The organism is Solibacillus sp. FSL K6-1126 (genome assembly GCF_038003445.1).
GTDB classification, from domain to species: domain Bacteria; phylum Bacillota; class Bacilli; order Bacillales_A; family Planococcaceae; genus Solibacillus; species Solibacillus silvestris.
In genome coordinates this window covers 3,327,092-3,349,819 of the sequence record NZ_JBBOPD010000001.1, presented here as the reverse complement: position 1 = coordinate 3,349,819, position 22,728 = coordinate 3,327,092, and the positions used below count along the sequence as shown (strand labels likewise).

23 protein-coding genes and 1 pseudogene are annotated in these 22,728 nt (G+C 40.1%); 19 read left to right on the top strand and 5 right to left on the bottom strand.

Annotation, left to right across the window (positions count from 1 at the left end):
* Positions 1-82 precede the first annotated feature (82 nt).
* The 5 genes from MHH44_RS16680 (at position 83) to MHH44_RS16660 (ending at position 6,924) form a co-directional block, all read left to right on the top strand.
* Positions 83-2,128 (top strand): catalase, encoded by a 2,046-nt coding sequence (locus MHH44_RS16680; RefSeq protein WP_340799092.1) that lies wholly within the window; start codon positions 83-85, stop codon positions 2,126-2,128.
* Between the two features lie 137 nt (positions 2,129-2,265).
* Positions 2,266-3,822, top strand: a complete 1,557-nt coding sequence (locus MHH44_RS16675) for an ATP-binding protein (RefSeq protein WP_340799091.1) — start codon at positions 2,266-2,268, stop codon at positions 3,820-3,822.
* Positions 3,823-3,826: 4 nt separating this feature from the next.
* Complete coding sequence (locus MHH44_RS16670) at positions 3,827-4,522, top strand: response regulator (protein WP_340799090.1); 696 nt, start codon at positions 3,827-3,829, stop codon at positions 4,520-4,522.
* 94 nt (positions 4,523-4,616) lie between these two features.
* A complete protein-coding gene (locus MHH44_RS16665; protein ID WP_087617705.1) occupies positions 4,617-5,930 on the top strand; it encodes a CitMHS family transporter in 1,314 nt (437 codons plus the stop codon).
* 121 nt (positions 5,931-6,051) lie between these two features.
* A complete protein-coding gene (locus tag MHH44_RS16660) occupies positions 6,052-6,924 on the top strand; it encodes a nuclease-related domain-containing protein (RefSeq protein ID WP_340799089.1) in 873 nt (290 codons plus the stop codon).
* A 342-nt stretch (positions 6,925-7,266) separates the two neighbouring features.
* Here the strand turns inward: MHH44_RS16660 and arr are convergent, their stop codons facing one another.
* On the bottom strand, positions 7,267-7,683 hold the full coding sequence (arr, locus tag MHH44_RS16655) for an NAD(+)--rifampin ADP-ribosyltransferase (RefSeq protein WP_340799088.1): 417 nt from the start codon (positions 7,681-7,683) through the stop codon (positions 7,267-7,269).
* Positions 7,684-7,843: 160 nt separating this feature from the next.
* Between arr and MHH44_RS16650 the strand changes: the two genes are divergently transcribed.
* Together MHH44_RS16650 and MHH44_RS16645 are read left to right on the top strand one after the other, a co-directional pair.
* Entirely contained in the window at positions 7,844-8,314 is a 471-nt protein-coding gene (locus tag MHH44_RS16650; protein ID WP_340799087.1) for a peptide-methionine (S)-S-oxide reductase, read from the top strand.
* A gap of 126 nt (positions 8,315-8,440) precedes the next feature.
* Positions 8,441-8,929 (top strand): LURP-one-related/scramblase family protein, encoded by a 489-nt coding sequence (locus MHH44_RS16645; protein WP_340799086.1) that lies wholly within the window; start codon positions 8,441-8,443, stop codon positions 8,927-8,929.
* A 75-nt stretch (positions 8,930-9,004) separates the two neighbouring features.
* On the opposite strand, the gene MHH44_RS16640 is transcribed toward MHH44_RS16645, so the two are convergent.
* A complete protein-coding gene (locus MHH44_RS16640) occupies positions 9,005-9,763 on the bottom strand; it encodes an SDR family oxidoreductase (RefSeq protein WP_008405276.1) in 759 nt (252 codons plus the stop codon).
* Between the two features lie 147 nt (positions 9,764-9,910).
* Here MHH44_RS16640 and MHH44_RS16635 point away from each other — a divergent pair, with 147 nt between their 5' ends.
* The 7 genes from MHH44_RS16635 to MHH44_RS16605 all read left to right on the top strand — a co-directional run bounded on the left by MHH44_RS16635 (position 9,911) and on the right by MHH44_RS16605 (position 15,928).
* Positions 9,911-10,483 carry a TetR/AcrR family transcriptional regulator gene (locus MHH44_RS16635; protein ID WP_340799084.1) on the top strand — a complete coding sequence of 191 codons (573 nt, stop codon included), beginning with the start codon at positions 9,911-9,913 and terminating at the stop codon, positions 10,481-10,483.
* A 228-nt stretch (positions 10,484-10,711) separates the two neighbouring features.
* Positions 10,712-11,887 carry an endonuclease gene (locus MHH44_RS16630; RefSeq protein WP_340799083.1) on the top strand — a complete coding sequence of 392 codons (1,176 nt, stop codon included), beginning with the start codon at positions 10,712-10,714 and terminating at the stop codon, positions 11,885-11,887.
* A gap of 83 nt (positions 11,888-11,970) precedes the next feature.
* A complete protein-coding gene (locus tag MHH44_RS16625; protein ID WP_008405270.1) occupies positions 11,971-12,186 on the top strand; it encodes a hypothetical protein in 216 nt (71 codons plus the stop codon).
* Between the two features lie 86 nt (positions 12,187-12,272).
* Positions 12,273-13,097, top strand: coding sequence for a cupin domain-containing protein (locus MHH44_RS16620; protein WP_008405269.1), 825 nt, complete (start codon positions 12,273-12,275; stop codon positions 13,095-13,097).
* A 92-nt stretch (positions 13,098-13,189) separates the two neighbouring features.
* Complete coding sequence (locus MHH44_RS16615) at positions 13,190-13,504, top strand: hypothetical protein (protein WP_008405267.1); 315 nt, start codon at positions 13,190-13,192, stop codon at positions 13,502-13,504.
* A gap of 143 nt (positions 13,505-13,647) precedes the next feature.
* A complete protein-coding gene (locus MHH44_RS16610; protein WP_340799082.1) occupies positions 13,648-15,168 on the top strand; it encodes a class I adenylate-forming enzyme family protein in 1,521 nt (506 codons plus the stop codon).
* Positions 15,169-15,307: 139 nt separating this feature from the next.
* Positions 15,308-15,928 (top strand): NAD(P)-dependent oxidoreductase, encoded by a 621-nt coding sequence (locus MHH44_RS16605; protein ID WP_340799081.1) that lies wholly within the window; start codon positions 15,308-15,310, stop codon positions 15,926-15,928.
* On the opposite strand, the gene MHH44_RS16600 is transcribed toward MHH44_RS16605, so the two are convergent.
* Entirely contained in the window at positions 15,925-16,206 is a 282-nt protein-coding gene (locus MHH44_RS16600) for a CC/Se motif family (seleno)protein (RefSeq protein WP_340799080.1), read from the bottom strand. The genes MHH44_RS16605 and MHH44_RS16600 overlap by 4 nt on opposite strands.
* Before the next feature lie 332 nt (positions 16,207-16,538).
* A pseudogene (locus MHH44_RS16595) lies at positions 16,539-16,918 on the bottom strand (PH domain-containing protein).
* Between the two features lie 230 nt (positions 16,919-17,148).
* Between MHH44_RS16595 and MHH44_RS16590 the strand changes: the two are divergent.
* From MHH44_RS16590 to MHH44_RS16580, 3 genes are all read left to right on the top strand, one after another.
* A complete protein-coding gene (locus tag MHH44_RS16590) occupies positions 17,149-17,556 on the top strand; it encodes a DUF2512 family protein (protein ID WP_340799079.1) in 408 nt (135 codons plus the stop codon).
* 153 nt (positions 17,557-17,709) lie between these two features.
* On the top strand, positions 17,710-18,627 hold the full coding sequence (locus tag MHH44_RS16585) for a LysR family transcriptional regulator (protein ID WP_340799078.1): 918 nt from the start codon (positions 17,710-17,712) through the stop codon (positions 18,625-18,627).
* Between the two features lie 107 nt (positions 18,628-18,734).
* Complete coding sequence (locus MHH44_RS16580; RefSeq protein WP_340799076.1) at positions 18,735-19,838, top strand: 5-methyltetrahydropteroyltriglutamate--homocysteine S-methyltransferase; 1,104 nt, start codon at positions 18,735-18,737, stop codon at positions 19,836-19,838.
* An 87-nt stretch (positions 19,839-19,925) separates the two neighbouring features.
* On the opposite strand, the gene MHH44_RS16575 is transcribed toward MHH44_RS16580, so the two are convergent.
* Entirely contained in the window at positions 19,926-20,378 is a 453-nt protein-coding gene (locus MHH44_RS16575) for a HEAT repeat domain-containing protein (protein ID WP_340799075.1), read from the bottom strand.
* A 559-nt stretch (positions 20,379-20,937) separates the two neighbouring features.
* Between MHH44_RS16575 and MHH44_RS16570 the strand changes: the two genes are divergently transcribed.
* Positions 20,938-21,675 carry an SDR family NAD(P)-dependent oxidoreductase gene (locus MHH44_RS16570; protein WP_340799074.1) on the top strand — a complete coding sequence of 246 codons (738 nt, stop codon included), beginning with the start codon at positions 20,938-20,940 and terminating at the stop codon, positions 21,673-21,675.
* A gap of 208 nt (positions 21,676-21,883) precedes the next feature.
* Positions 21,884-22,684, top strand: a complete 801-nt coding sequence (locus tag MHH44_RS16565; protein WP_340799072.1) for a transporter substrate-binding domain-containing protein — start codon at positions 21,884-21,886, stop codon at positions 22,682-22,684.
* Positions 22,685-22,728: the final 44 nt, after the last annotated feature.

Genomic DNA, 22,728 nt, shown 5'->3' with positions numbered 1-22,728 from the left:
TATTATACTGTTTGCAAATGCATACTTTTACATAAATTATTCCATGGACTCATACCATTTAATGTTGAGGAGGGATATTAAAATGGATGAGCATAATGACCGAAAGAACAGTAAAGACGAACAATTAGACATATTTCGAACAGATGATAAAGGAAAAGAACTTACAACGAATCAAGGGTTAAAAGTGTCAGAGGATGAATTCTCATTAAAAGCGGGCGTGAGAGGGCCAACTTTACTCGAGGATTTTCATTTTCGTGAAAAATTAACCCATTTTGACCATGAGCGAATCCCAGAACGTGTTGTCCATGCACGCGGTTTCGGTGTTCACGGTGAATTTCAGTTATACAAAAGCATGGAAAAGTATACGCGGGCGAAATTCCTTCAGGATACTTCTAGAAAGACGCCTGTATTTGTTCGATTTTCTACTGTCAATGGTTCCCGTGGTTCTGCCGATACCGTTCGCGATGCGAGAGGATTTGCAACCAAATTCTATACCGAGGAAGGGAATTATGATTTAGTTGGCAACAATATTCCGGTATTTTTCATTCAAGATGCCATCAAATTCCCGGATCTTGTACATGCATTTAAGCCGGAGCCTGATAATGACATACCGCAAGCTTCTACTGCACATGATACGTTTTGGGATTTTGTCGCGAATAACCAGGAATCTGCCCATATGATCATGTGGATCATGTCAGACCGCGCCATCCCACGCAGTTTCCGCATGATGGAAGGGTTTGGTGTGCATACATTTCGTCTCGTCAATGAGGAAGGAAAAGCACATTTCGTAAAATTCCATTGGAAGCCTTTATTGGGAACACATTCTTTAGTATGGGATGAAGCCCGTAAATTGGCGGGCATCGATCCAGATTTTCACCGGAATGACTTATGGGGTGCGATTGAAAACGGCTTTTTCCCTGAATTCGAACTAGGTGTTCAGATTCTCGCTGAAGAGGACGAATTCAGCCTCGGGTTCGACATCCTGGACGCCACAAAGATTTGGCCAGAAGAAGACATTCCAGTAAATATTATTGGAAAGATGACGTTAAATCGGAATGTAGATAATTTCTTTGCGGAAACAGAACAGGTTGCTTTCCATTTAGGGAATGTCGTACCGGGAATCGATTTTACAAATGATCCATTATTACAAGGTCGGCTATTTTCATATTTAGATACACAATTACTCCGTCTGGGCGGACCTAACTTCCATGAGATTCCGATTAACAGACCGGTTGTCCCCTTCCATAACAATCAGCGGGAAGGCTTCCATCGCCAGACGATTAATTTAGGGAAAGTAAGTTATCACCGAAACTCCTTGGCCGGTAACACTCCGTCACCTGTAAGTCCGGACAAAGGCGGATATGCCACTTATCAGGAAAGAGTGGACGGTGTGAAAATCCGAGCTCGAAGCGAAAGTTTTGCCGATCATTTTTCACAAGCGACACTTTTCTGGAACAGTATGAGCCCACCTGAAAAAATGCATATCATTGAAGCGTTCAGTTTTGAACTAAGTAAAGTGAAAAGTGAGTCAGTGAAACAACAGGTAGTGGATATGTTCGCCAATGTAGATATGGAATTGGCAACCGCCTTTGCAATAAATATCGGAGCACATCCTCCTGCACGGGGCGGTTCAGCTGTAACAAAGTCCTCCCCGGCACTCAGCCAGGAAAATACAGTGAAATCAGTACAAACAAGAAAAGTCGCAATCATTTTGACAGAGGGATTCAATGGTCCGGAAGTTAATTACGTGCTCTACCGATTGATTAACGAAGGCATTATTCCGGAAATTATTAGCGAACATATTGGGATGGTACACGGAACAGAAGGAGTGGTCGTAAAAGCTGAACACACCTTCCTAACTGCAAAATCTGTGCTGTTTGATGCTGTTTATATGGTTAGAGGAAGTAACACAAACGTCATGTTTAACAAGGATGCAGCCTACTTCATAGATGAAGCCTATTCACATTACAAGCCAATTGGTGCGACGGGCGCGGGAATTGAATGGCTGCGCGTCAATCAGATTTTAGGGCAGCCGGGTGTAATAACAGGAACAGATATGCAAGATTTCGTAACTCAATTCATTGAAGCGGTAGCAGCCCAACGGTTCTGGTATCGGGAATTAGCATAAGTATTAAAAACACGTAAAACCTTACTCACAAAAGGTTTTACGTGTTTTTTTGAGGTAATCTCATCCTAATAATTGTTAAACAAGATCATTCTACATGGTAAACTAGTAAAAATGATGACTTGAAAGGGGGGACTTTCATGATCAATCGCTTAAAACAATCACTAACAGCCCATCTTATCATGACAATCAGCGGAATCATTTTTACGATTTGTGTGCTGTTTTTACTGCTGATCAATCATTACTTGGATGAATCGATACTGGATGAGATGGGGGAAAAGGCATTGACGAGTGCGTACTTGATTGCTGATCGGCCGGATGTCGTCGCCGCATTTTCTAAGGAAGATCCGTCTTCCATTCTTCAGCCGATTGCAGAGGATATACGGAAGCAGACCGGGGCGAGTTTCGTCGTGATAGGGAATAAGCAGGGTATTCGCTATACGCATCCTAACACCGAAAAGATTGGGAAGTCGATGGTCGGCGGGGATAATGATTCAGCGCTGATTAACAAAGAGTCCATTGTTTCCGTAACGACGGGTTCAATGGGGGAATCGGTTCGCGGGAAAGTACCGGTTCTGGTTGACGGCAATGTTGTCGGGGTTGTTTCAGTTGGATTTTTGACAAAAGATCTTCAGGGAACAATCGATACTGCATTTTTCGGTTGGCTTCAAATCACGCTCCTTCTGGCGGTTTTCGGCATTGTCTGTGCGGTGCTAATCTCGCTTTATGTTAAGGAACAGCTGCTCGGTATGCAGCCGGCACAAATTGCGAAGCTTTATTCGGCCTATCATACAATACTAGAGGAAACAACGGATGGTGTGATCTTAACGACATTGAACAATGAAGTGGTGATTGCCAATTCACGTGCGAAGGAACTCATCTCATCCCTGACAGAAGGGATATCATTACATACACTGCTTCCGGAACGGCTATTTAAAGAAGAGGTCATCAAGGCCCTGGAAATTCCGTTGCAGCAGCAGGAAATGATTTTTTCGAAAACGCTTTTGAAACATGAAAAGCAGCTCGGCTATTTATATATTTTGCGTGCCAAGCTTGAGTATGAAACAGTGATTAATGAGCTGACATTGGTGAAGCAGCAGGCGCGTATGCAGCGGGCAAAAACACATGAATTTGCGAATAAGCTGCACGTTATCCTTGGCTTGTTGAAGCAATCCCATATTGAAGAAGCGATTGCATTTATCAGGCAGGAACAGCAGGATACAACGAAACAGCAGCAGGCACTTGCAACACAGCCTTCAATATTGCTGCAGGCATTACTTGAAGGGAAAATATCAGAAGCGAAAGAGCGCGGTATTACCATTTCGATTGAAACCGAGGATGTATTAATCGATTATAATGATGAAGAAGTGGACGCATTATTAACATCGCTAGGGAATGTCCTTCAAAATGCGATAGATGAATTGGATCAAACAACTATACCGGATAAGCAAATTAAGCTGTTTATACAGCAGTATCGTCATGAGCTCATAATAGAGGTGCATGATAATGGCCCGGGCATCGATGAAGAAACGGCAAATAAGATTTTCACTCTCGGATTTACGACAAAGGATGGCTATGATCGCGGTTATGGACTGGCAATCAGTGAACAGGCACTTGAAAAAGTGGGCGGCTCACTGCTGATCGAAGAAAGTGACTTAGGCGGGGCCTGCTTTTTAATCATTTTACAAAGGAAGTGATTCAATGGATATTTGGCTACTGGAAGACGATTTTCGGATTGCGGCGATTCATGCCGATTATATAAAAACAATTCAGCGGGATGCACAAGTACAGCAATTTTTAACGGGGGCCTCATTAAAAGAAGCACTCTTACATAAAACACCGCCAGCTGTTCTGTTGATGGATTTATATATTCCGGATGTCACAGGCTATGAACTTGTTGCGTATGTACGCATGCATTTTCCGGAAATCCGCATCATCATGGTAACGGCTGCAACCGAGCGTGCGCATGTGGAAGCTTTATATGCATACGGAGTATTCGATTATATTGTGAAGCCGTTTGATGAAGAGCGATTGCAAAAAGCATTTCAGCAGCTTCATCTGACACAGTCGGCATTACAAAAGAAAACACATTTTACACAGCAAGACCTGGATACGCTGTTTTACCGGAAAAATCATTCGACGACGACTGAAAAGGCACTGCCGAAAGGAATCGATACCTTTACACTCGAACAGGTCATTCACTTATTTAAGGAGCAAAAGTACACAACATTAACGGCGACACAGTTGAGTGAAGTAATCGGCACGAGTCGCTCTACAGCACGCCGCTATTTGGAGTACTTAGTGGAAATGAATATTCTGGAGACGAAGCTGCTTTACGGAACAGTCGGGCGTCCGGAACGTAATTATGTCCTCCGTGAAACTTATGAACAAAATTAGCTTTATTGTTTTTATTAAATAAATGAGCACATTCTTCCTCCTAACATAGAATTGTCATAAAATTATAAGAATTCTAAGCAATGGGGGTTGTTGAATGTTAAGTATCATTGGTATTATTACAATTTTAGTTATCGTCGCGCTGTTAATTAGCGGACGTGTATCACCAATTGTCGCGATGGTTATTCCGCCTATAGTGGCGATGTTTGTTGCGGGCTATTCGTTTGATGATTTAGGGGTATTTTTCGATGAAGGAATTAGTTCTGTAATCAGTGTTGCCATCATGTTTATTTTCGCGATTATTTTCTTCGGGATTATGCAGGATGTCGGGTTATTCGAACCCATTATCAATAAAATGGTAGCGCTGTCAAAAGGGAATGTCGTGCTTGTTGCGATCGTAACGGTAGTTATTGCAGTTATCGCGCAGCTGGACGGTTCCGGTGCTTCCACGTTCTTAATTTCAATCACGGCATTATTGCCGCTTTATGTTCGACTTGGCATGAACCCGTACTTACTTTTACTATTAGTCGGCGGTTCTGCGGCGATTATCAATATGATTCCATGGGGTGGTCCATTAGGGCGTGTTGCTTCCGTTCTTGAAACAGATGTAACAGAGCTATGGCATCCGTTAATTAAAATTCAGGTCATCGGCGTTGTGCTCATGCTGCTACTAGCTGTCTTTATGGGCTTCCGTGAAAAACGTCTGATTGCGAAACGAGCGCAAACAGGACAAACATTAAAGTTTGATTTGAGCAACAGTATTTTAAATGCTGAAACGGATGAAACATTGAAACGTCCAAAGCTCATTTGGGCAAACGCAATTTTAGCAATTGTTGTTCTTGCTGTGTTAATGTCAGGCCTTTTACCAGCGGGCTTAGCGTTCCTGATCGGTGTCGCAATCGCTTTACCATTAAACTACCGTACACCGAAAGAACAGATGGGACGAATTCAGGCACATGCATCAAACGCACTGACGATGGCTTCGATCATCATTGCAGCCGGACTGTTTTTAGGAATTTTAAACGGGACAGGCATGTTGACAGCCATTGCAAATAATGCCGTAAATATTTTGCCAAGCTTTTTAGCTCAGTATTTACATATTATTATCGGGGTGCTTGGTGTACCGTTTGACTTGCTGTTAAGTACGGACGCCTACTACTTCGCGTTGTTCCCGGTAGTTGATCAGATCGGTTTAACATATGGCATCGATTCATTATCGACAGCATATGCGATGATCATCGGTAACATCGTCGGCACATTCGTTTCACCACTTGCACCAGCAGTATGGTTGGCACTAGGTCTATCAGGCCTGGAGATGGGCAAACACTTAAAGTTCTCATTCTTCTGGATGTGGGGATTGAGTATTACCCTACTGATCATTGCGGTTTTAATTGGTGTGGTACAAGTATAGATTGATAGATTTAATGAAGCTTCTTTTATTAGGAGCTTCATTTTTTTATTGGTTATAAAAAAAGGAGAGAACAGCATATATGGCTAATTACATAGAATAGGACTTTTTAAGGGGGAAGAATATGTTAGTTCTCGGTTTATTGACATACATAATGATTTTAGTAATTTTAGTAAATGTGAATTTGTACGTAGCACTTGGCTTTATCTTTGTAACATCCGTTGTTGCTAAAGCCTATTTACCACAGCTGAAAGGATATGTAGGTGAGCAGCGTATCCGTAAATTGCTGGAAAGTCTAGGGGAGGAAGTGAAGATTTACAATGATCTGTATGTCCCGAAAAAGAATGGGGAAATGACGCAGGTCGATCATGTTTTACTTTCGCCGAAAGGTATTTTTGTAATCGAAACGAAAAATTATACGGGCTGGATTTTTGGTAGTGAAAGTCAAAAAAATTGGACGCAAACAATTTATAAGAACAAATCGCGTTTCTATAATCCAATCATGCAAAATAACACACATGTTAAAGCATTGCAGCACTATTTAAATATGGACGTTCCGTTGCATTCAATTATCGTTTTTTCGAACGCGGCAACATTTAAATTTAAAGAACCTTTTCAACAAGCGCATGTTATTCAAACAAAACATTTAAAAAGAACAATTAACCAATTTACCTCGCAGGAAATCTCAAGCGAACAACTTAGCAGAATTTCGCAGATGCTGCATGCACTTATTCCTAAAACTAAACAGCAAAAGAAGGAGGTTAAAAAGCAGCATCTGGAACATGTGAAAGAGATGGCCAAACCAGCAAAGAAAAGAGTAAGTAAAGTGAAAGTCGAGCCCGTTACTGCAGGGATGGTTATTGTTGAGCCTATTAGTATTGCTTCAGATCATACTTGCCCGAAATGCGGCAGTAACTTGGTAATGCGCAATGGTAAGCGCGGAGCATTTTATGGCTGTCAGGGCTTTCCGAAGTGTCGATTTACGAGGGATTTATAAAATATTAGAAGATTTTTCGTTATTTTAGAACATCCGTGTGCTTTATTAGAACTTCCACTACACATATTTGAACATCGGACAGACTTATTAGAAGATCGTACATATATATTAGAAAATCATACTTTTATTAGAACAAATTTTAATATATTAGAACATTGAGCAGTGATATTAGAACTTCTTCATGCGCTCTAACGAAAGCGAGAAATCCTGAAAATATGAAGGATGAAGATTTGAAACTGACTGTCGATGAAGAGAATATGGCGCGGCTGACAGTAAGGTAAATCGGTACCCGGTATACAAATCATATTGTGTACCGGGCATTTAATATTTATAGCGCTTAAATTAATCGTATATAACATTTTTCCCTTCTTCACTTAATTTCTTTAAAGATGCCAGCATATGATTGATGACTTCATCGGAATGGCGCTCCCAACAACCTAATTCGGCGACTATTTTCAAAGGAGATTTCGAACGATATGAGCGTGTTGGGTTTCCTGGGAATCTTTTGTCCGTAACGTTCGGGTCATTTTCGAATTCACCTAATGGTTCAACAATATAAATTCGCTCTTTTGCAGTGGATCTTGCCAATTCGGCACCCCATTTTGCAGCTTCTAATGTTGCGGTAAAGTAAATATAGTTCGATTTCTTATCCTGATAATTGGATAAGTTAAGAGGCTCCAATAAATCCCCGATATTTAGTTCTGCTTTCGTACCATGAAAAAAAGGACCCCGATCGAGGACATCTGTTTGATCTTTCATAGGACACACCCCTTTCTTTTTGTATATATCAGTATATTACGGAAATAGAAAAAGAGTAGTCTAAAAATATTTTGCCTGAAATGGTATACTAATAGTAGAGAGAATGAAGATCGACATACATATAGTACAAAGGACTAGTTTACATAGGGGAGTGACCGAGATGGAAACTGTATATTTTGCAGGCGGCTGTTTATGGGGTGTACAGGCATTTATGAAAACATTGCCTGGTGTAACACATACTGAAGCGGGAAGAGCAAACGGAGCTACAACCACTCTGGACGGCGATTATGATGGGTATGCCGAGTGTATCAAAACCGAATTTGATCCGAATGTTGTGTCAATGCGCGAATTAATGGGGTACTTTTTTGAAATTATCGATCCGTACAGTGTGAACAAACAAGGCGAGGATGTTGGCGAGAAATACCGAACAGGTGTGTACAGCGAAAACGAAGCACACTTGATTGAAGCAAAAGCATTTATTACTGCAAGACCGGATGCTGACCGGATTGTTGTGGAAGTGCTGCCGCTCACTAACTATGTGAGAAGTGCGGAAGAGCATCAGGACCGGTTAACAAGATGTCCGGATGATTACTGCCATATTCCTGAAGCGTTATTAACGAAATACAAATGAAAAAGTGAACCTTCCAGTCAAGTTTGAGATGGAAGGTTCATTTTTATTATTCGTATCACCATTTTAGCGATTGAATCTTTTTTGCTCATTTAATCGTAAAGGTATTAACTAGAGGAGGTATTTAGAATGAAACAGCTCTTTATTAAACAAAAGGTTTTCAGTCTTAGCGGCAAATTTACGGTGAAGGATCAGCATGAAAATGATGTATATTTTGTAGAAGGAAGTTTTATGCAAATACCGAAAACGTACTCGATTATGGATACAGCAAGAAATGAAGTGGCGCTAATTACAAAAAAGGTGCTCAGCTTGCTGCCTAAGTTTTATGTGGAAGTCGATGGACGAGAGGTATTGACAATCCAGAAGGAGCTCTCGCTTTTCAAGGCACGCTATTCGGTGGATGCAGTAGGGGTGGAAATCGAGGGGAATTGGTGGGATATGCAATTTGCAGTAAAACAGCATGGGGAAACCATCGGCCAAGTAAGCAAGGAATGGTTTACTTGGGGGGATAGCTACAAGGTAGAAGTACTGAAGGAAGACATGGAAAAAATCATCATTGCTATTGTAATTGCAATCGATTGTGTGAAAGCCGATCAGGATGCAGCGGCGTCTGTTTAAAGCAAGAAAAAGAGAGACAAAATCCGAGTGATCTAAGATTTTGTCTCTCTATTTAATCTATCAGCTACATGAAAATTAGTATGCAGTCCAACCAGCATCAGCAGCAATGACTTGTCCGTTGATGAAGCTTGAATCATCAGAACCTAGGAATAATGCTAGCTTAGCGATTTCCTCCGGTTGACCAGCGCGCGGCATTGTGCCAAGACCTGTTTGCTGACGAGCAGCACCAAACTCGGAAATGCCTGTCATCGAAGCTTGAATATTTGTCATTACGCCACCTGGTGCAATTCCGTTGCAACGGATACCAGAATTAGCGTACATATAACCTGTGTTTTTCGTTAAACCAGCTACTGCGTGCTTAGAAGCAGTATAAGCTGCACCAGCGCGAGCACCGCGTAAGCCGCCAGCTGAAATGTTGTTCACGATAACACCATGACCTTGTTCAAGGAAGATGTTTGTTGCGATACGCATTGCACGCATCACACCCATAGTATTGACTGAGAAAAGACGATCCCACTTCTCATCTGAAATTTCACCGACTGGCTCCATGCCGTCCATGATTCCAGCGTTGTTTACTAAAATATCTAATTGACCGTATGCTGCTTTTGTTTCTTCAAACATACGCTCGATGTCAGTTAATTCTGCTACGTTAGCCTGATTGGCGATTGCTTGTCCGCCAGCTGCCACGATTGCATCCGCTACCGTTTTCGCACCTTCACCGTTATAATCTGAAACGACAACTTTTGCACCTTCTTTTGCATAAAGTTCAGCGATTGCTTTCCCCATACCAGAAGCTGCACCAGTTACGATTGCTACTTTGCCTTGTAATTTCATTTGAATTCATCCTCCTGAAATATCATATTGCACATTTGTACAATAAAAGTATATTACACAAAATAAAGCGTTTTCAATCAGCAAAAAACCTTCATGTTGTACGATATCCAACATATTTGATAGAATTGTACAGTAAAGGAGGTCATCATGAATAAAAACGATCTTCGTGTTATCAAAACGAAAAAAACAATACATAAAGCATTACTGTTATTATTGAAGAAAAAGTCATTGCCTCAAATTAAAATTACTGAGCTTTGTAAAGAAGCAACGATTAACCGGGGTACATTTTATTTTCATTATCAAAGTGTTGACGATGTGTTACAGGAATTATTCGAGGAAATTATGAGGGATTTACATATTTCTTATGATGAGCCATTTAAAGAAGGACTGGAATTAACCGTCAACGGTCTCAACTTAAACCCAAATTCAGTAAAGATTTTCGACCACGTAAAAAAATACGAGGACTTTTACAAAATTGTATTATCTGAAGATGTATCGATGAAATATTATTACATGCTTTTTGATGAAATCTGCAAGCTGATGAATGAGACCGATTATTTAAAGCATGAACATCAGTTAAATAAATATCTGCATGCCTATAATGCAAATGCCATCATCGGATTACTCATTCAATGGTATTTGAACAACTTTGAAGACTCTGTAGATATGATGAACAACCGCCTCGTGGAAATTGTGAAGTTTCGGCAGTCGCTAAAGTGAAAATTTCTAATCGCTGGAAAGTGGAGTAGTTGACTATTACATTTTCTAGTTTTTTTATGCTTTATTGACGTGCCTAAACTAGTTCCATCACATTCTTAACAAGTAATTAAATAATTTAACGATTTTGCTTCAAAAATTAACGGAATATTAATAATTTTATGATAATATAAAGGGGAGTTGGTTGGCGTTTGCTGATTGAACTTAAATTGCATAACTAGGAGGAGAAAAATGGTTAAAAATCGAAATGTATGTCTACTATTTTCTTGGATACTTATTGTTTTCATTTTAATTCAGCCTCTTCAATCTACTGTTACAAATGCAGCAGCTGGGGACGGGTCGTGGTCGACACCTTACTCCGTATCTCAGGCAATCAGCAATCAAAACAACTCCACAAAAACAGTTCAAGGTTATGTGGTGGGACAACCTACATCAACAACGACCGTCCTTACAGGCAGTTTTCCAAATGACTATGCATTGGCTATAGCGGACAATGCGAACGAAACGAATACCGCTAACATGATCTATGTACAAATTCCAACTTCTTTCCGCTCTTCTTACGGATTAAAATCAAATCCTTCATTAATGGGGGAAAGCGTGAAAATCACGGGCGCCTTGTCAGCATACTTTTCTCACCCTGGATTAAAAAATAGTACAGCTTTTGAAGTAATGGGGGGAAGTCCTGCCGATCCTGAGCCGACTCCGACACCAAATCCTTCAACGGGTGCCTATTATGATGCAGCTATAGGGAAAACTGGTGCAGCTTTAAAATCGGCTTTGCATAATATTATAGATGACCATACCGAAATTTCGTATTCCAATGTATGGACAGCTCTTCGCGAAACAGATGAAGATCCGAACAATTCGAATAACGTCATTCTTCTTTATACAGGCCGCTCCCAAAGCAAATTTACAAACGGCGGGAACGTGAATGACTGGAACCGTGAGCATGTTTGGGCAAAATCGCACGGTGGTTTTGGCACATCGATGGGTGCAGGAACAGACTTGCATCATTTGCGTCCAACCGATGTCAGTGTCAACGGTACGCGAAGCAATCTTGACTTTGACAATGGCGGGAACGAGCATTCAGAAGCATCCGGCAACTACTATGATTCTGATTCATGGGAGCCAAGAGACAGCGTAAAAGGTGATGTTGCCCGTATGCTGTTTTATATGGCGGTTCGCTATGAAGGAGACAGCGGGGAACTTGATTTGGAATTAAATAATCAGGTCAACAACGGCACAGCTCCTTATCACGGGAAGCTTTCGGTACTGCTCCAATGGCATAAACAAGACCCGGTCGACAATTTTGAACGTACAAGAAATGAAATTATTTATACCGATTACCAGCATAACCGTAATCCATTTATCGATCATCCTGAGTGGGCATCCGCTATTTGGGAATAAAATATGAAAAAATACTCTCCTTTAAGCAAAGGGGAGTATTTTTGTGCTTCCTGTTATATAATTTATGGAAGGGAGTGTTATAAATGGGCGAAATAGACATAAGCAAAGAGGCGATCGAAAAGGATTTGGCACTGATTAAAACATGTTTAAGACTCATAAATCAAGCAGTAGTTTTAAGGAAACGCAGCGGCGAAACATTTACCCCTTCGGAAAATGAAGAGTTACATAGAGTAATATCCAAAATTGATAAAGATTTAAACGAACTTAAAATGAACATAAATTATGATACAAGCAAATAAAGGGACAGGTAACTATATTCTATAATAGGCGTTTTTAAAACAGTCGCATATGATAATACGATGATTCTGTGAAGGGAATGAAATAAATGTATTATCAATCTTATGGGTATCCATATCAAGCGCCATATTATGTGAATTCTTCGCCGTATAATTATGTTGGAACCCCGACTTACTGGACATACCCATATGGGGCTGTTTCTATAAATCAATTAAATCCCTCTCCTGTTTCCGGTGGTAATAATGGAATGATGTTAAAGGATTATGGAGCGACCCCATTTGTCATCAATATTAACGAGGCATCGAAGCAAAACAATACGTATCGTACGGCTTTATGGACTGGCAAACATTTGCAGCTCACATTAATGAGTCTGGAGCCGGGAGAAGATGTTGGACTGGAGATGCATCCGAATGTCGATCAATTTTTACGGATAGAGCAAGGGCAAGGGGTAACTCAAATGGGCAAAAATAAAGATCAATTAGACTTTAGAAGAAATGTCCAGGATGACTTTGCCATTTTTATCCCTGCCGGAACATGGCATAACTTAACGAATACCGGCAATGTCCCACTAAAACTATATTCTATCTACGCTCCGCCGAACCATCCATTCGGAACGGTTCACCCTACGAAAGCTGCAGCAATGGCTATGAAAGAAGGCGGAGGTCACAGCAATGAATTCCCTGTTATTTCTGGGAAGACGCCGGATGAATGGATACGGCATACCGAATATTTAGTGAAAGAAGGATTAGAAGATTTTCAAAGAGGGATAAACACTACTCATATTCTTCAGGAATTTATTCTTATGGGCGTTCTAGTAGGAAAAGGATACTCCCCGGAAGAAGCATATGAGACAGTGGAGGAGTGGGAACGATCCGGGAAGTCTAAACTTCTGCAGCAAAGCAAAAATATGTAGTGAAGCGTTAAGGAACCTGAATGATCTCTTTTGCCTTAACTAACATAACCAACTATAATGAAACGATAGATGGTTATTAAAGGAGATTTTTAATGAATACACGAATGAATCCACGATATAAAATTACACGTCATGATCAGGAAGGGAATCCTACGCTCAGCTTACAGGAATGCCAAAACTTCTTTGCGACAAAATCGGATTTCGTATACCGAGATTTCTATAGTGTCACACAAGACGGTGTCAATATGAAAATTAACGGCCACTTCTTCATGTGGCAATATGAAGGCCAGGAAATACCATTCCGTTTTTACGAAAGCGAGTTATATGTTGCGGCGGCACATCGGGCAGTTATGGATAAAACGAAGGAAGTAGCGCGCGGCTTGGAAGCGAATTATATTGAAGGATAATTATTAGGGGATGGGAGATTATTTCTCTCATCTCCTATTTTTTTGGGGCGATTACACTGGATGAGTGAAAGAAGGATTTACTCTCATTAAAGAGAATTAGTTTCTAATAGGAATTTTAATACCGATTAGGAGGATGAGTGGGAATGAATCAACATCAGTTTAGTAGCGAAAACATGTTCATAACGGATTATTTGAAAGCACAAGTGGAACAAACACCTGAAGCAATTGCGGTGGCATTTAATAACGATGAAATCTCATATGAGGCTTTTTACAAAAAGGTTGAACTTGTTTCAGCATTCTTACAAAGTAAAGGCATGAAAAAAGGAGATATCGTTGCCTCTATGTTGCTAAACTCCGATTTGTTTATGGCGGTGTATTATGGTGTTCAGCTTGCAGGATGTACATTACTTCCAATCAATACGAAGTTGGCACCAGATGAACTGACGTATATTTTCAATCATTCAGAAGCAAAAGGATTAATCTATGATGAGCGTCTTGAAGGATCGTTGCAGCAGGTGGAATATGAATTTGAATGGACACAAACACGGACTGAAATGCAAGCAGAGGCTAGTGATAGGGAGCTTCAACCAGTTGAAAACAAAGCAAACGACACGGCATTGGTACTTTATACGTCTGGTACAACAGGGCGTCCCAAAGGTGTCATGCTAACCCACCGTAATGTCATCAGTGCTGTGCAACAATGGTCGGAACGTATCGCCTATCAAAAGTCAGACCGTGTCTACATTTCGATTCCATTATTCCATTGTGCAGGCTTACATGTAATCGCCGTATCAACGATTTATTGTGGCGCGACATTAGTAATCGATGAAATGTTCATACCGGATCGTACTATTCCTACTATCCTTGAGAAAAAGATTACCGTGTTTTCAGGTGTTCCGACAATGTATGCATTATTACTAAGTAAATGTGATTTTGCGAATCAGGCATTTCCTAATGTAAGGAAAATGGTGTACGGTTCAGCACCAATGCCGCATGAAATTATTAAAAATCTTAAAGAAGCCTTTCCCAAAGTGGAGTTCCATAATTTATACGGTCAAACTGAAAGTAGCCCTGGTGCAACGGAATTGCCAGATGAAGCAGTGCTCACTAAAGCAGGGTCAGTCGGTAAAGCCCTACCGAATACACAGCTGAAAATTGTGGATGCAAACGGTGTAGACCTGCCTGTTGGAGAAATCGGCGAGATTTGCATTAAAGGTGAGCAAATTATGAAGGGTTATTTAAAAAATGATGAGGAAACGATGCAAGTAATTAAAAATGGCTGGCTTTATTCAGGTGATTTAGGCCGGCTCGATGAAGATGGTTACTTATATATTGTAGATCGTAAGAAAGATTTAATAATCCGGGGCGGGGAAAACATTTATCCGATTGAGGTCGAGAATGTATTGTATCAAATTCCGCAAGTAATCGATGCGGCTGTTATTGGCATACCAGATCCGATTTATGGTGAAATTCCTAAAGCCATTGTTGTCCTAGCAGAAGAAGGCGCGATTACAGAGCAGGAAATTATTGACCATGCACGGAGTAAATTAGCGAAATATAAAGTTCCGCACATAGTGGAAATTGTAAAAGAAATGCCTCGTAATCCATCAGGGAAAATTTTGAAACATGTGCTAAGAGCAAAAGAAAAGGAGCACATTATTTAAGACGTTAATATAATTTCGATATGGGGAAACAGAAATGAGAAACTAGGCAATCATTGAGTTTCTCTTTTTTTTATGCAGACCATTATAATAAAGTAAGTTTAAGGACGTATCTTGATAAGAAAGAAAGAAGGTTTTACAAATGAATTTATTAATTTTAGGCGGAACAGGTCGAGTTGGAAGTCATTTAGTTATGAATGCGCTTCAGGATGGCCATCATGTGACAGCTCTCGTTCGGACACCGGACAAAATTGAAAATCATCATGAAAATTTAACAGTTATTCAAGGAAATGTGCTGAAGAAAGAAGATGTTGAGCGGGCGATGCATGGAGTGGATGTAGTGTTAAGTGCACTGAATACAGATGGGGGAACGACTTTAACCGAAAGTATGCCGCTAGTTATTGATGCAATGAAAAAGGAAGGCATCAAACGTATTATTACAATCGGTACTGCCGGCATCCTGCAAAGTCGGGTCAGCCCGGAACTGCTGCGCTATCAGTCAAGCGAATCAAAAAGAAAGTTAACCCGAGCTGCAGAAGAACACCATAAAGTGTATGACATGCTGCAACAGTCCGGCCTTGATTGGACAGTTGTCTGCCCTACCTATTTGCCGGACGGGGAAAAGCTCGGGAAATACCGTACAGAACACAATTTTCTACCGGAAGACGGCAGCCAAATTTCAGTTCCGGATACAGCTGATTTTGCCTACAGCTTACTGCAAAGCAGCGATTATATAAAAGCGCGTGTGGGGATCGCTTATTAATTGCTCCCTAACTTTGCCGAAATTATTTTGAAAATCCCGATGCCTGTAAGCTTTAGAGTCATTTTTTCATTATGTGATAGATGCTTCTCAACGAAAATGGACAGGTTATCGATTTTGATTTCGTTATAATTATGCGCATCTTTCGGCTTACCTAAGTGGGTCATTAATTCCTGGACAGGCGGGGCGCAGCAGGCGTTCACCGAAATGGTTTTTACGGAAACCGGCTTGCCTTTTGACTGCATCCATTTTTTCGTATTTGTATCGAGTTCGATTTGCATGAAAGGTTCCTCGCTTTCGTAGAGCGTGTGGTTGGAAGAAGTTCTAATATCACCGCTCAATGTTCTAATAAGCTAAAAAATGTGCTAATAAAAGTATGATTTTCTAATATATATGTACAAACTTCTAATAAGTGTGCCCAATGTTCAAATATGTGCTGCGAAAGTTCTAATAAGGCACGAAAATGTTCTAATATAACGGAAAATCTTCTAATATCCTTCTTGCTTCTACCATATCATAAATCACAAATGATAAAAGAAACAAAAAAAACGAACGATTCTGATTCTCCACGAAAGGAGCCTACAAAATCGTTCGTTTTCGTCTTTCCCAATAATCAAGACGACAAAATATTTTCTGCTAAAACCCGTTGTACGCATAAATATTTGTAGCTTTGTTAAACTTCTTTTGAATAGGGACGCTATTGCCGGAAATCCAGATTTTCAATTCTGCATCCAAATCGAACGTTCCGGCCGTTTCAATCGAGAAATTTGTAATGCTTTTGTAGGGAATAGACAAATATTCAGTTTTCTTACCAGTCATCCCCTGCTTATCAACGAGAATCAAGCGTTTGTTTGTAAAGATAAACGTATCTCTTATGACTTTATAAGCATGTTTGACCACTTCATTACTCGTGATGATTTCTTCCATTTCCTTTTGAACGTCTTCTGCCTTCAACTCACTGGCATTCCCCATCAAACCGTCAAAAATACCCAATATGTTTCACCCCAACCATTTAGTTTTCTAATCTCTGCTATTTTTTACATTGTTTCTAAAGATATACTTGCCACCGAATAAAATCATTCCAAAACAGTAAAACTTTTTGACTGGTGAAAGAAGAGCCGCTACTTTTCTATTAAAAAAATATAGTAATTTTCCATCTAAATGCGTAAAAATATTAGAATTGGGTATTAAAGCTTTATAACAAAGTTAAGGAGGGATTCTAAATGAATCATGTTAAGGCCTTGGTTATTAAATTTGTGATGATTGCGGCGGTTTTAGGTATTATTCTTGCAGGGATTTTTAATTTCGCATTTAGCGACACGTTAGTAATCAGTTTAGTGTTAACACTTTTAGCTTATGTTGTAGGGGACTTAGGAATTTTCCGAAATACGGGTGCTCGTACAGAGCAGGATAAAAGAAATATTATCGCCACATTGTCGGATGTCCTGTTAGCAGCTATTGTTATTTACTTTATGGGACTAAGCTTTGCTGAAAATAGTGAAAGTATTGTAGCAGCTGCCGTTGTTTCAGCAGTAGTCATCGGTTTAGGGGAATGGTTCTTCCATAAATACATTGATAAACAAGTATTTGAAGCGGCAGATGCCCCAAGAAATACGCAAAGAGACTATTAATATAGTTTTTAATATACGAAAAGAAGAAATTAGGCGCATTCTTTTAATAGGAGCGCCTTTTTTGCGTTGGAAAGATTGTTTTTATCGCAGTTGCATTATATGGTAAACCTTATAACATACGAGACATTTTAAGAGAAAGAAGAGGTTAAAAACATGACATTGCAACAATTAAAATATGTAATCGAAGTAGCAAGGAGTCAATCGATCAATAAAGCGGCACAAAGTCTGTTTATTAGTCAACCAAGTCTGTCCAATGCACTAAAAGAGCTGGAGGAAGAACTCGGAATCACGATTTTTCTGCGTTCGAACAAGGGGATTATCATTACAGCTGAAGGCTCGGAGTTTTTAGGATATGCCCGGCAAGTTGTTGAGCAGGCGGAACTTTTAGAAAGTCTCTATACGAATACAACGTCTCCACAAAAGTTTTTTGGTGTATCTGCCCAGCATTATGCATTTGCGGTAAGTGCATTTGTCCGATTATTAAAAGACTATGATATCGAAAAATACGAGTTCAGTTTACGAGAAACCAAAACCTATGAAATTATTGAGGATGTCAAAAACTTACGGAGCGAAATCGGCATTTTATATGTCAATGAATTCAATAAAAAAGTAATCAGCAAGTTTTTAGGAGAAGGCAATTTACAGTTTCATGAGCTATTTACAGCAAAGCCGCACATATTTATTAGCTCGACAAACCCGCTATCCAAAAAGGAGTATGTCACTTTATCGGACCTGGATCCTTACCCGTACCTTTCATATGAGCAGGGGGATTATAATTCGTTCTATTTCTCGGAGGAGATTTTAAGCACGCTTTCCAGACCGAAAAATATTAAGGTTACCGATCGTGCCACATTATTTAACTTACTGATCGGGTTAAATGGCTATACGATTTCCACAGGGGTGATCAGTCATAAATTAAACAGTAAAGACATTATAGCCGTTCCTTTAAAGGTGGACGAACAAATTCATGTAGGGTATATAACTCATAAAAATGTTACAAATAGTACAATGGCGAATACGTATATACAGTATTTAAAAGAATCTGTTGAACAAGAAATCGTTCACTTATAGTTTAAGACTATAACAAGGAATAGGATTTAGGTGTTACGTAATAACAATTTTCCCATGCTACACTAGCTTTACGTTAAGAAAACCAAAGGGAAAGTGGGAGATTGTATATGACGAAAACACTAATAAAAGCACCATTTAGAGCGGATCATGTTGGGAGTTTATTAAGACCGGAGCGAATCCACAAAGCAAGAAAGGATTTCAACGGAGGCAATATTTCGGAACAGGAATTACATGCCATCGAGACAGAGGAAATTAAGAAAATTGTTGATAAGCAAATTGAAGTAGGCCTTCAAGCAGTAACGGACGGAGAATTCCGCCGCAGATTTTGGCATACAGATTTCCTTGAACATTTAAATGGAGTCGAGGGGTATGTTCCGGATTCAGGGTTCTCATTCAAAGGCGAAGAAACCGAAAGATATGATGTGCGGGTAATCGGTAAAATTTCGTTTAACCCGGATCATCCACATATTAAAGATTTTATCGAATTTAAAGAAATAGTCGGAGACCGAGCTGTTGCCAAACAAACGATTCCAAGCCCAAACCAGCTATTTAATGCGGGTATTCGCAATTTGGATATTTACCCGGATCTTGAAGAATACTCAAAGGATATTATCAGCACATACCGTGATGCCATCAAAGCCTTTTATGATGCAGGCTGCCGTTATTTGCAGCTCGATGATGTATACATTGCCGGACTGAATGCTCCTGAAATTCCATTCAATGATAGCGGGTATTCCCGTGAAGAGTTAATAGATTTAGCTCTTCGTGTTGCAAATGGAGTGTTAGAGGATAAGCCGGAAGATTTAATCATCACGACGCATCTTTGCCGTGGCAACTATCGCTCAAAGTGGGCGTTCGAGGGAAGCTATGCTAAAATTGCGCCAACATTGTTTGCAAAAGAAAAAGTAAACGGATTTTTCCTGGAATATGATGATGATCGTTCGGGTGATTTCGGACCGTTGAATTACATTCCGAATGGTGGACCACAAGTAGTACTAGGCGTATTCACTTCCAAACATGGTGAATTAGAAGTGAAGGAAAATATTAAAGCTCGTATTGAAGAAGCAACAAAATATGTGCCGTTGGAGCAATTATGTATTAGTCCACAATGTGGATTCGCTTCAACTCATCATGGAAATATCCTGACTGAGGATGAGCAATGGGCGAAACTGAAGTATATTGTCGATATTTCAAAAGAGATTTGGGGATAATTTGAATACAGTTGGCGCCGTGAGAAGGGGCCGGCTGTTTCTACAAAAAAAAGAACACGAAAATCATTTCGTGTTCTCTTTTGCTAATTATTTTCTTGTTTCAGTAGTTTCCCACATATCCTTCAGCCAAGCGTCAAATTGTGCGCCTTTTTCGCCTTCGTATGTGTTGTAAATATCGATACGCATTTTTTCAAGTTTTACTTTGAAATCTTCATACGTGTGATCTGCTGGTAAGCTTTTCTTAATACGTTTGAAAATTTTGCGAAGGTCTTTGAACAATTCGCCTTTAGGTGCTTCCGATGGTTCCACTTGCTGACCCATTTTCTTTAATTGTTTCGCTGCCGCATCGCGCACTTTCGTTACTAGATCGGCTTTCGCTACATATTGCAAAATTGTGATCGATTCATCGGCTTTAATTTTCGCTAATTCCTGTACCGCATCTAAACGTGCTTCCCAATCTGCTGTACGGTTTACAGCTTTCTTTAATTCACTGAAATTTTCAGGTAATTGTTGTGTTGATTCTTGATTTTGTTGACTCATTATTTTGTCTCCTTTGTCATTGCCTTACTAGCAATGATCCGCTCCATCAATTATAGCATGAAAGTGAAGCAATTACTCGTCGCAATAGAAGTACAGATTCGATTGCCGTGAGGATGTTCTAATAAAGCTCTACATTGTTCTAATATCCCGAAAAATCTTCTAATAAAAGTGAGATGTTCTAATATAAATCATATTTTTGCTAATAAGTGCTCCAACTATTCAAATAAACCTAACCGATGTTCTAATATCCCGCGTAACTCTTCTAATATATCCCCAAACCTTTCTAATAAAATCCCGCACCGTTTCCAAGCAACCTGAAAAACAACGCTCCCACCCAAAAAAGCGCACACCTATCCTAGATTTTCTAATAAATCCCGCCGATGTCTAATATCCTGCGCAACTCTTCTAATATCCGCCCCAAACGTTCTAATAGATCCCGCACCAAATCCGAGCAACCTGAAAAACTCCACACCAACTCCAAAAAGGACAACCCCAAGCACGAAATTCCAAGCGATTTCAGTTACACTTTTACTAAGCAATTTATAAAGGAGGAAATCAGATGTTCCAAAACAAAACAGTCGTCATTACAGGTGCGGCGCAAGGTATCGGTCGTTCAGTCGCAACCCATTTCGCAAAGGCCGGTGCCAATGTGGTCATCGCGGATATTGAGCACGACTTAGGTGTCCAGCTGGCAGGGGAGCTTCAAACAGAAGGGTATTCCGCCATTTTTATAGAGACAGATGTGCGCAGTGAAGAGAATGTTCGCCAAACAATGGAGATGGCAGCAAGCCGTTTTGGCGGGCTTCATATTTTGATCAATAATGCGGGGAAAGCGAAATGGATTTCACCGCTGGAATTATCGCTCGAAGACTGGGATGACATCATCCAGACGAATTTGCGCAGCGTCTTTTTATGTTCACGTGAAGCGGCAAAACTTATGAAAAGCGGCGGGGCGATCATCAATCTTGCTTCAACCCGTGCAGTCATGTCCGAACCAAATTCTGAAGGCTATGCGGCATCAAAAGGCGGTATCCTTGCACTGACACATGCGTTGGCAAGTTCTTTCAGTGAGCTGAATATTACGGTAAACAGCATTTCGCCAGGATGGATTGAAACAGGAGATTACGATGCACTCAGACCTACCGACCACGCCCAGCATTTTTCAAACCGTGTCGGCAAACCGGATGATATTGCCCGTGCCTGTCTGTATTTAGCTAACCCGGAAAATGATTTTATTACAGGGACGGATCTGACAATCGATGGCGGGATGACGAAGAAAATGATTTATGAAGAATAATAGTAAGACAGTAAAATTACATGAAAGTGTCAATTTTCCATTTAGGAAAATTGGCACTTTTTTATGTATTTAACCCATTTTCCCGTCCGTATTAATTAAAAGTTCTAAATTTAATTATTGTTCAGAAAATAAAGATTGTTTTTGCTGTTACTCTGTTATAATATAAAGCTTATAAAAAAACTAGGAATTAATAATGGAGGCAATTTGAATGAAGAAATTAATATCAATCGTTACATTATCGGCGCTCGTTTTAGCAGCATGTGGTGGCGACAAATCAGATGAAAACGGAAGCGAGGCAAAGAATAAATTAGAGGAAATCCAGGCAGATGGAAAAATTCAAATCGGTCTTGAAGGAACATTCCCTCCGTTCAGCTTCCATGATGAATCAGGTGCATTAACAGGCTTTGAATATGAGATTGCCGATCAAATCGCAAAAGACCTAGGTGTTGAAGCAGAATATGTTGAAACAAAATGGGATTCATTGATCGCAGGATTGGATACAGATAAATACGATTTTGTTATTAACAACGTATCGATTACAGATGAGCGTAAAGAAAAGTACGATTTCTCCATTCCATATATGAAATCGGAAGCGGTAGTAGCCGTGCACACAGATAATACAGAAATTAAAGAGCCGGCAGACATGAAAGGCAAAAAATCTTCACAAACAATTACAAGTAACTTTGCCCGCGATGCAGAAGCGCTTGGTGCAGAAGTTGTTGCTACAAATGATTTAATGAGTTCAATTGAGCTAGTAGTACAGGGACGTGCAGATGGAACAATCCATGACCGCGTGACATTCCTGACATACTTGCAGGAGCAGCCTGACACGAAGTTGAAAGTGCTGGACGGTGCGATCAATTCAACTGATATCGCATTAATCTTAAATAAAGAAAACGATGAGTTCCGTGAGAAGTTAAATGAAATTATTAAAGAGCGTACAGAAGACGGTACATTCGAAGCAATTTCAGAAAAATATTTTGGTGAAAATGTTATTTCAAACAACTAATGGGAAGGTCGTTTCGACGGCCTCCTTTTTTACATAGCTTACAC

What these genes read in the sequence shown, in the direction of transcription:
- MHH44_RS16680 (WP_340799092.1), top strand. Translation starts at nt 83, where the DNA reads ATGGATGAGCATAATGACCGAAAGAACAGTAAAGACGAACAATTAGAC.
- MHH44_RS16675 (WP_340799091.1), top strand. Translation starts at nt 2,266, where the DNA reads ATGATCAATCGCTTAAAACAATCACTAACAGCCCATCTTATCATGACA.
- MHH44_RS16670 (WP_340799090.1), top strand. Translation starts at nt 3,827, where the DNA reads ATGGATATTTGGCTACTGGAAGACGATTTTCGGATTGCGGCGATTCAT.
- MHH44_RS16665 (WP_087617705.1), top strand. Translation starts at nt 4,617, where the DNA reads ATGTTAAGTATCATTGGTATTATTACAATTTTAGTTATCGTCGCGCTG.
- MHH44_RS16660 (WP_340799089.1), top strand. Translation starts at nt 6,052, where the DNA reads ATGTTAGTTCTCGGTTTATTGACATACATAATGATTTTAGTAATTTTA.
- arr (WP_340799088.1), bottom strand. Translation starts at nt 7,683, where the DNA reads ATGAAAGATCAAACAGATGTCCTCGATCGGGGTCCTTTTTTTCATGGT.
- MHH44_RS16650 (WP_340799087.1), top strand. Translation starts at nt 7,844, where the DNA reads ATGGAAACTGTATATTTTGCAGGCGGCTGTTTATGGGGTGTACAGGCA.
- MHH44_RS16645 (WP_340799086.1), top strand. Translation starts at nt 8,441, where the DNA reads ATGAAACAGCTCTTTATTAAACAAAAGGTTTTCAGTCTTAGCGGCAAA.
- MHH44_RS16640 (WP_008405276.1), bottom strand. Translation starts at nt 9,763, where the DNA reads ATGAAATTACAAGGCAAAGTAGCAATCGTAACTGGTGCAGCTTCTGGT.
- MHH44_RS16635 (WP_340799084.1), top strand. Translation starts at nt 9,911, where the DNA reads ATGAATAAAAACGATCTTCGTGTTATCAAAACGAAAAAAACAATACAT.
- MHH44_RS16630 (WP_340799083.1), top strand. Translation starts at nt 10,712, where the DNA reads ATGGTTAAAAATCGAAATGTATGTCTACTATTTTCTTGGATACTTATT.
- MHH44_RS16625 (WP_008405270.1), top strand. Translation starts at nt 11,971, where the DNA reads ATGGGCGAAATAGACATAAGCAAAGAGGCGATCGAAAAGGATTTGGCA.
- MHH44_RS16620 (WP_008405269.1), top strand. Translation starts at nt 12,273, where the DNA reads ATGTATTATCAATCTTATGGGTATCCATATCAAGCGCCATATTATGTG.
- MHH44_RS16615 (WP_008405267.1), top strand. Translation starts at nt 13,190, where the DNA reads ATGAATACACGAATGAATCCACGATATAAAATTACACGTCATGATCAG.
- MHH44_RS16610 (WP_340799082.1), top strand. Translation starts at nt 13,648, where the DNA reads ATGAATCAACATCAGTTTAGTAGCGAAAACATGTTCATAACGGATTAT.
- MHH44_RS16605 (WP_340799081.1), top strand. Translation starts at nt 15,308, where the DNA reads ATGAATTTATTAATTTTAGGCGGAACAGGTCGAGTTGGAAGTCATTTA.
- MHH44_RS16600 (WP_340799080.1), bottom strand. Translation starts at nt 16,206, where the DNA reads ATGCAAATCGAACTCGATACAAATACGAAAAAATGGATGCAGTCAAAA.
- MHH44_RS16590 (WP_340799079.1), top strand. Translation starts at nt 17,149, where the DNA reads ATGAATCATGTTAAGGCCTTGGTTATTAAATTTGTGATGATTGCGGCG.
- MHH44_RS16585 (WP_340799078.1), top strand. Translation starts at nt 17,710, where the DNA reads ATGACATTGCAACAATTAAAATATGTAATCGAAGTAGCAAGGAGTCAA.
- MHH44_RS16580 (WP_340799076.1), top strand. Translation starts at nt 18,735, where the DNA reads ATGACGAAAACACTAATAAAAGCACCATTTAGAGCGGATCATGTTGGG.
- MHH44_RS16575 (WP_340799075.1), bottom strand. Translation starts at nt 20,378, where the DNA reads ATGAGTCAACAAAATCAAGAATCAACACAACAATTACCTGAAAATTTC.
- MHH44_RS16570 (WP_340799074.1), top strand. Translation starts at nt 20,938, where the DNA reads ATGTTCCAAAACAAAACAGTCGTCATTACAGGTGCGGCGCAAGGTATC.
- MHH44_RS16565 (WP_340799072.1), top strand. Translation starts at nt 21,884, where the DNA reads ATGAAGAAATTAATATCAATCGTTACATTATCGGCGCTCGTTTTAGCA.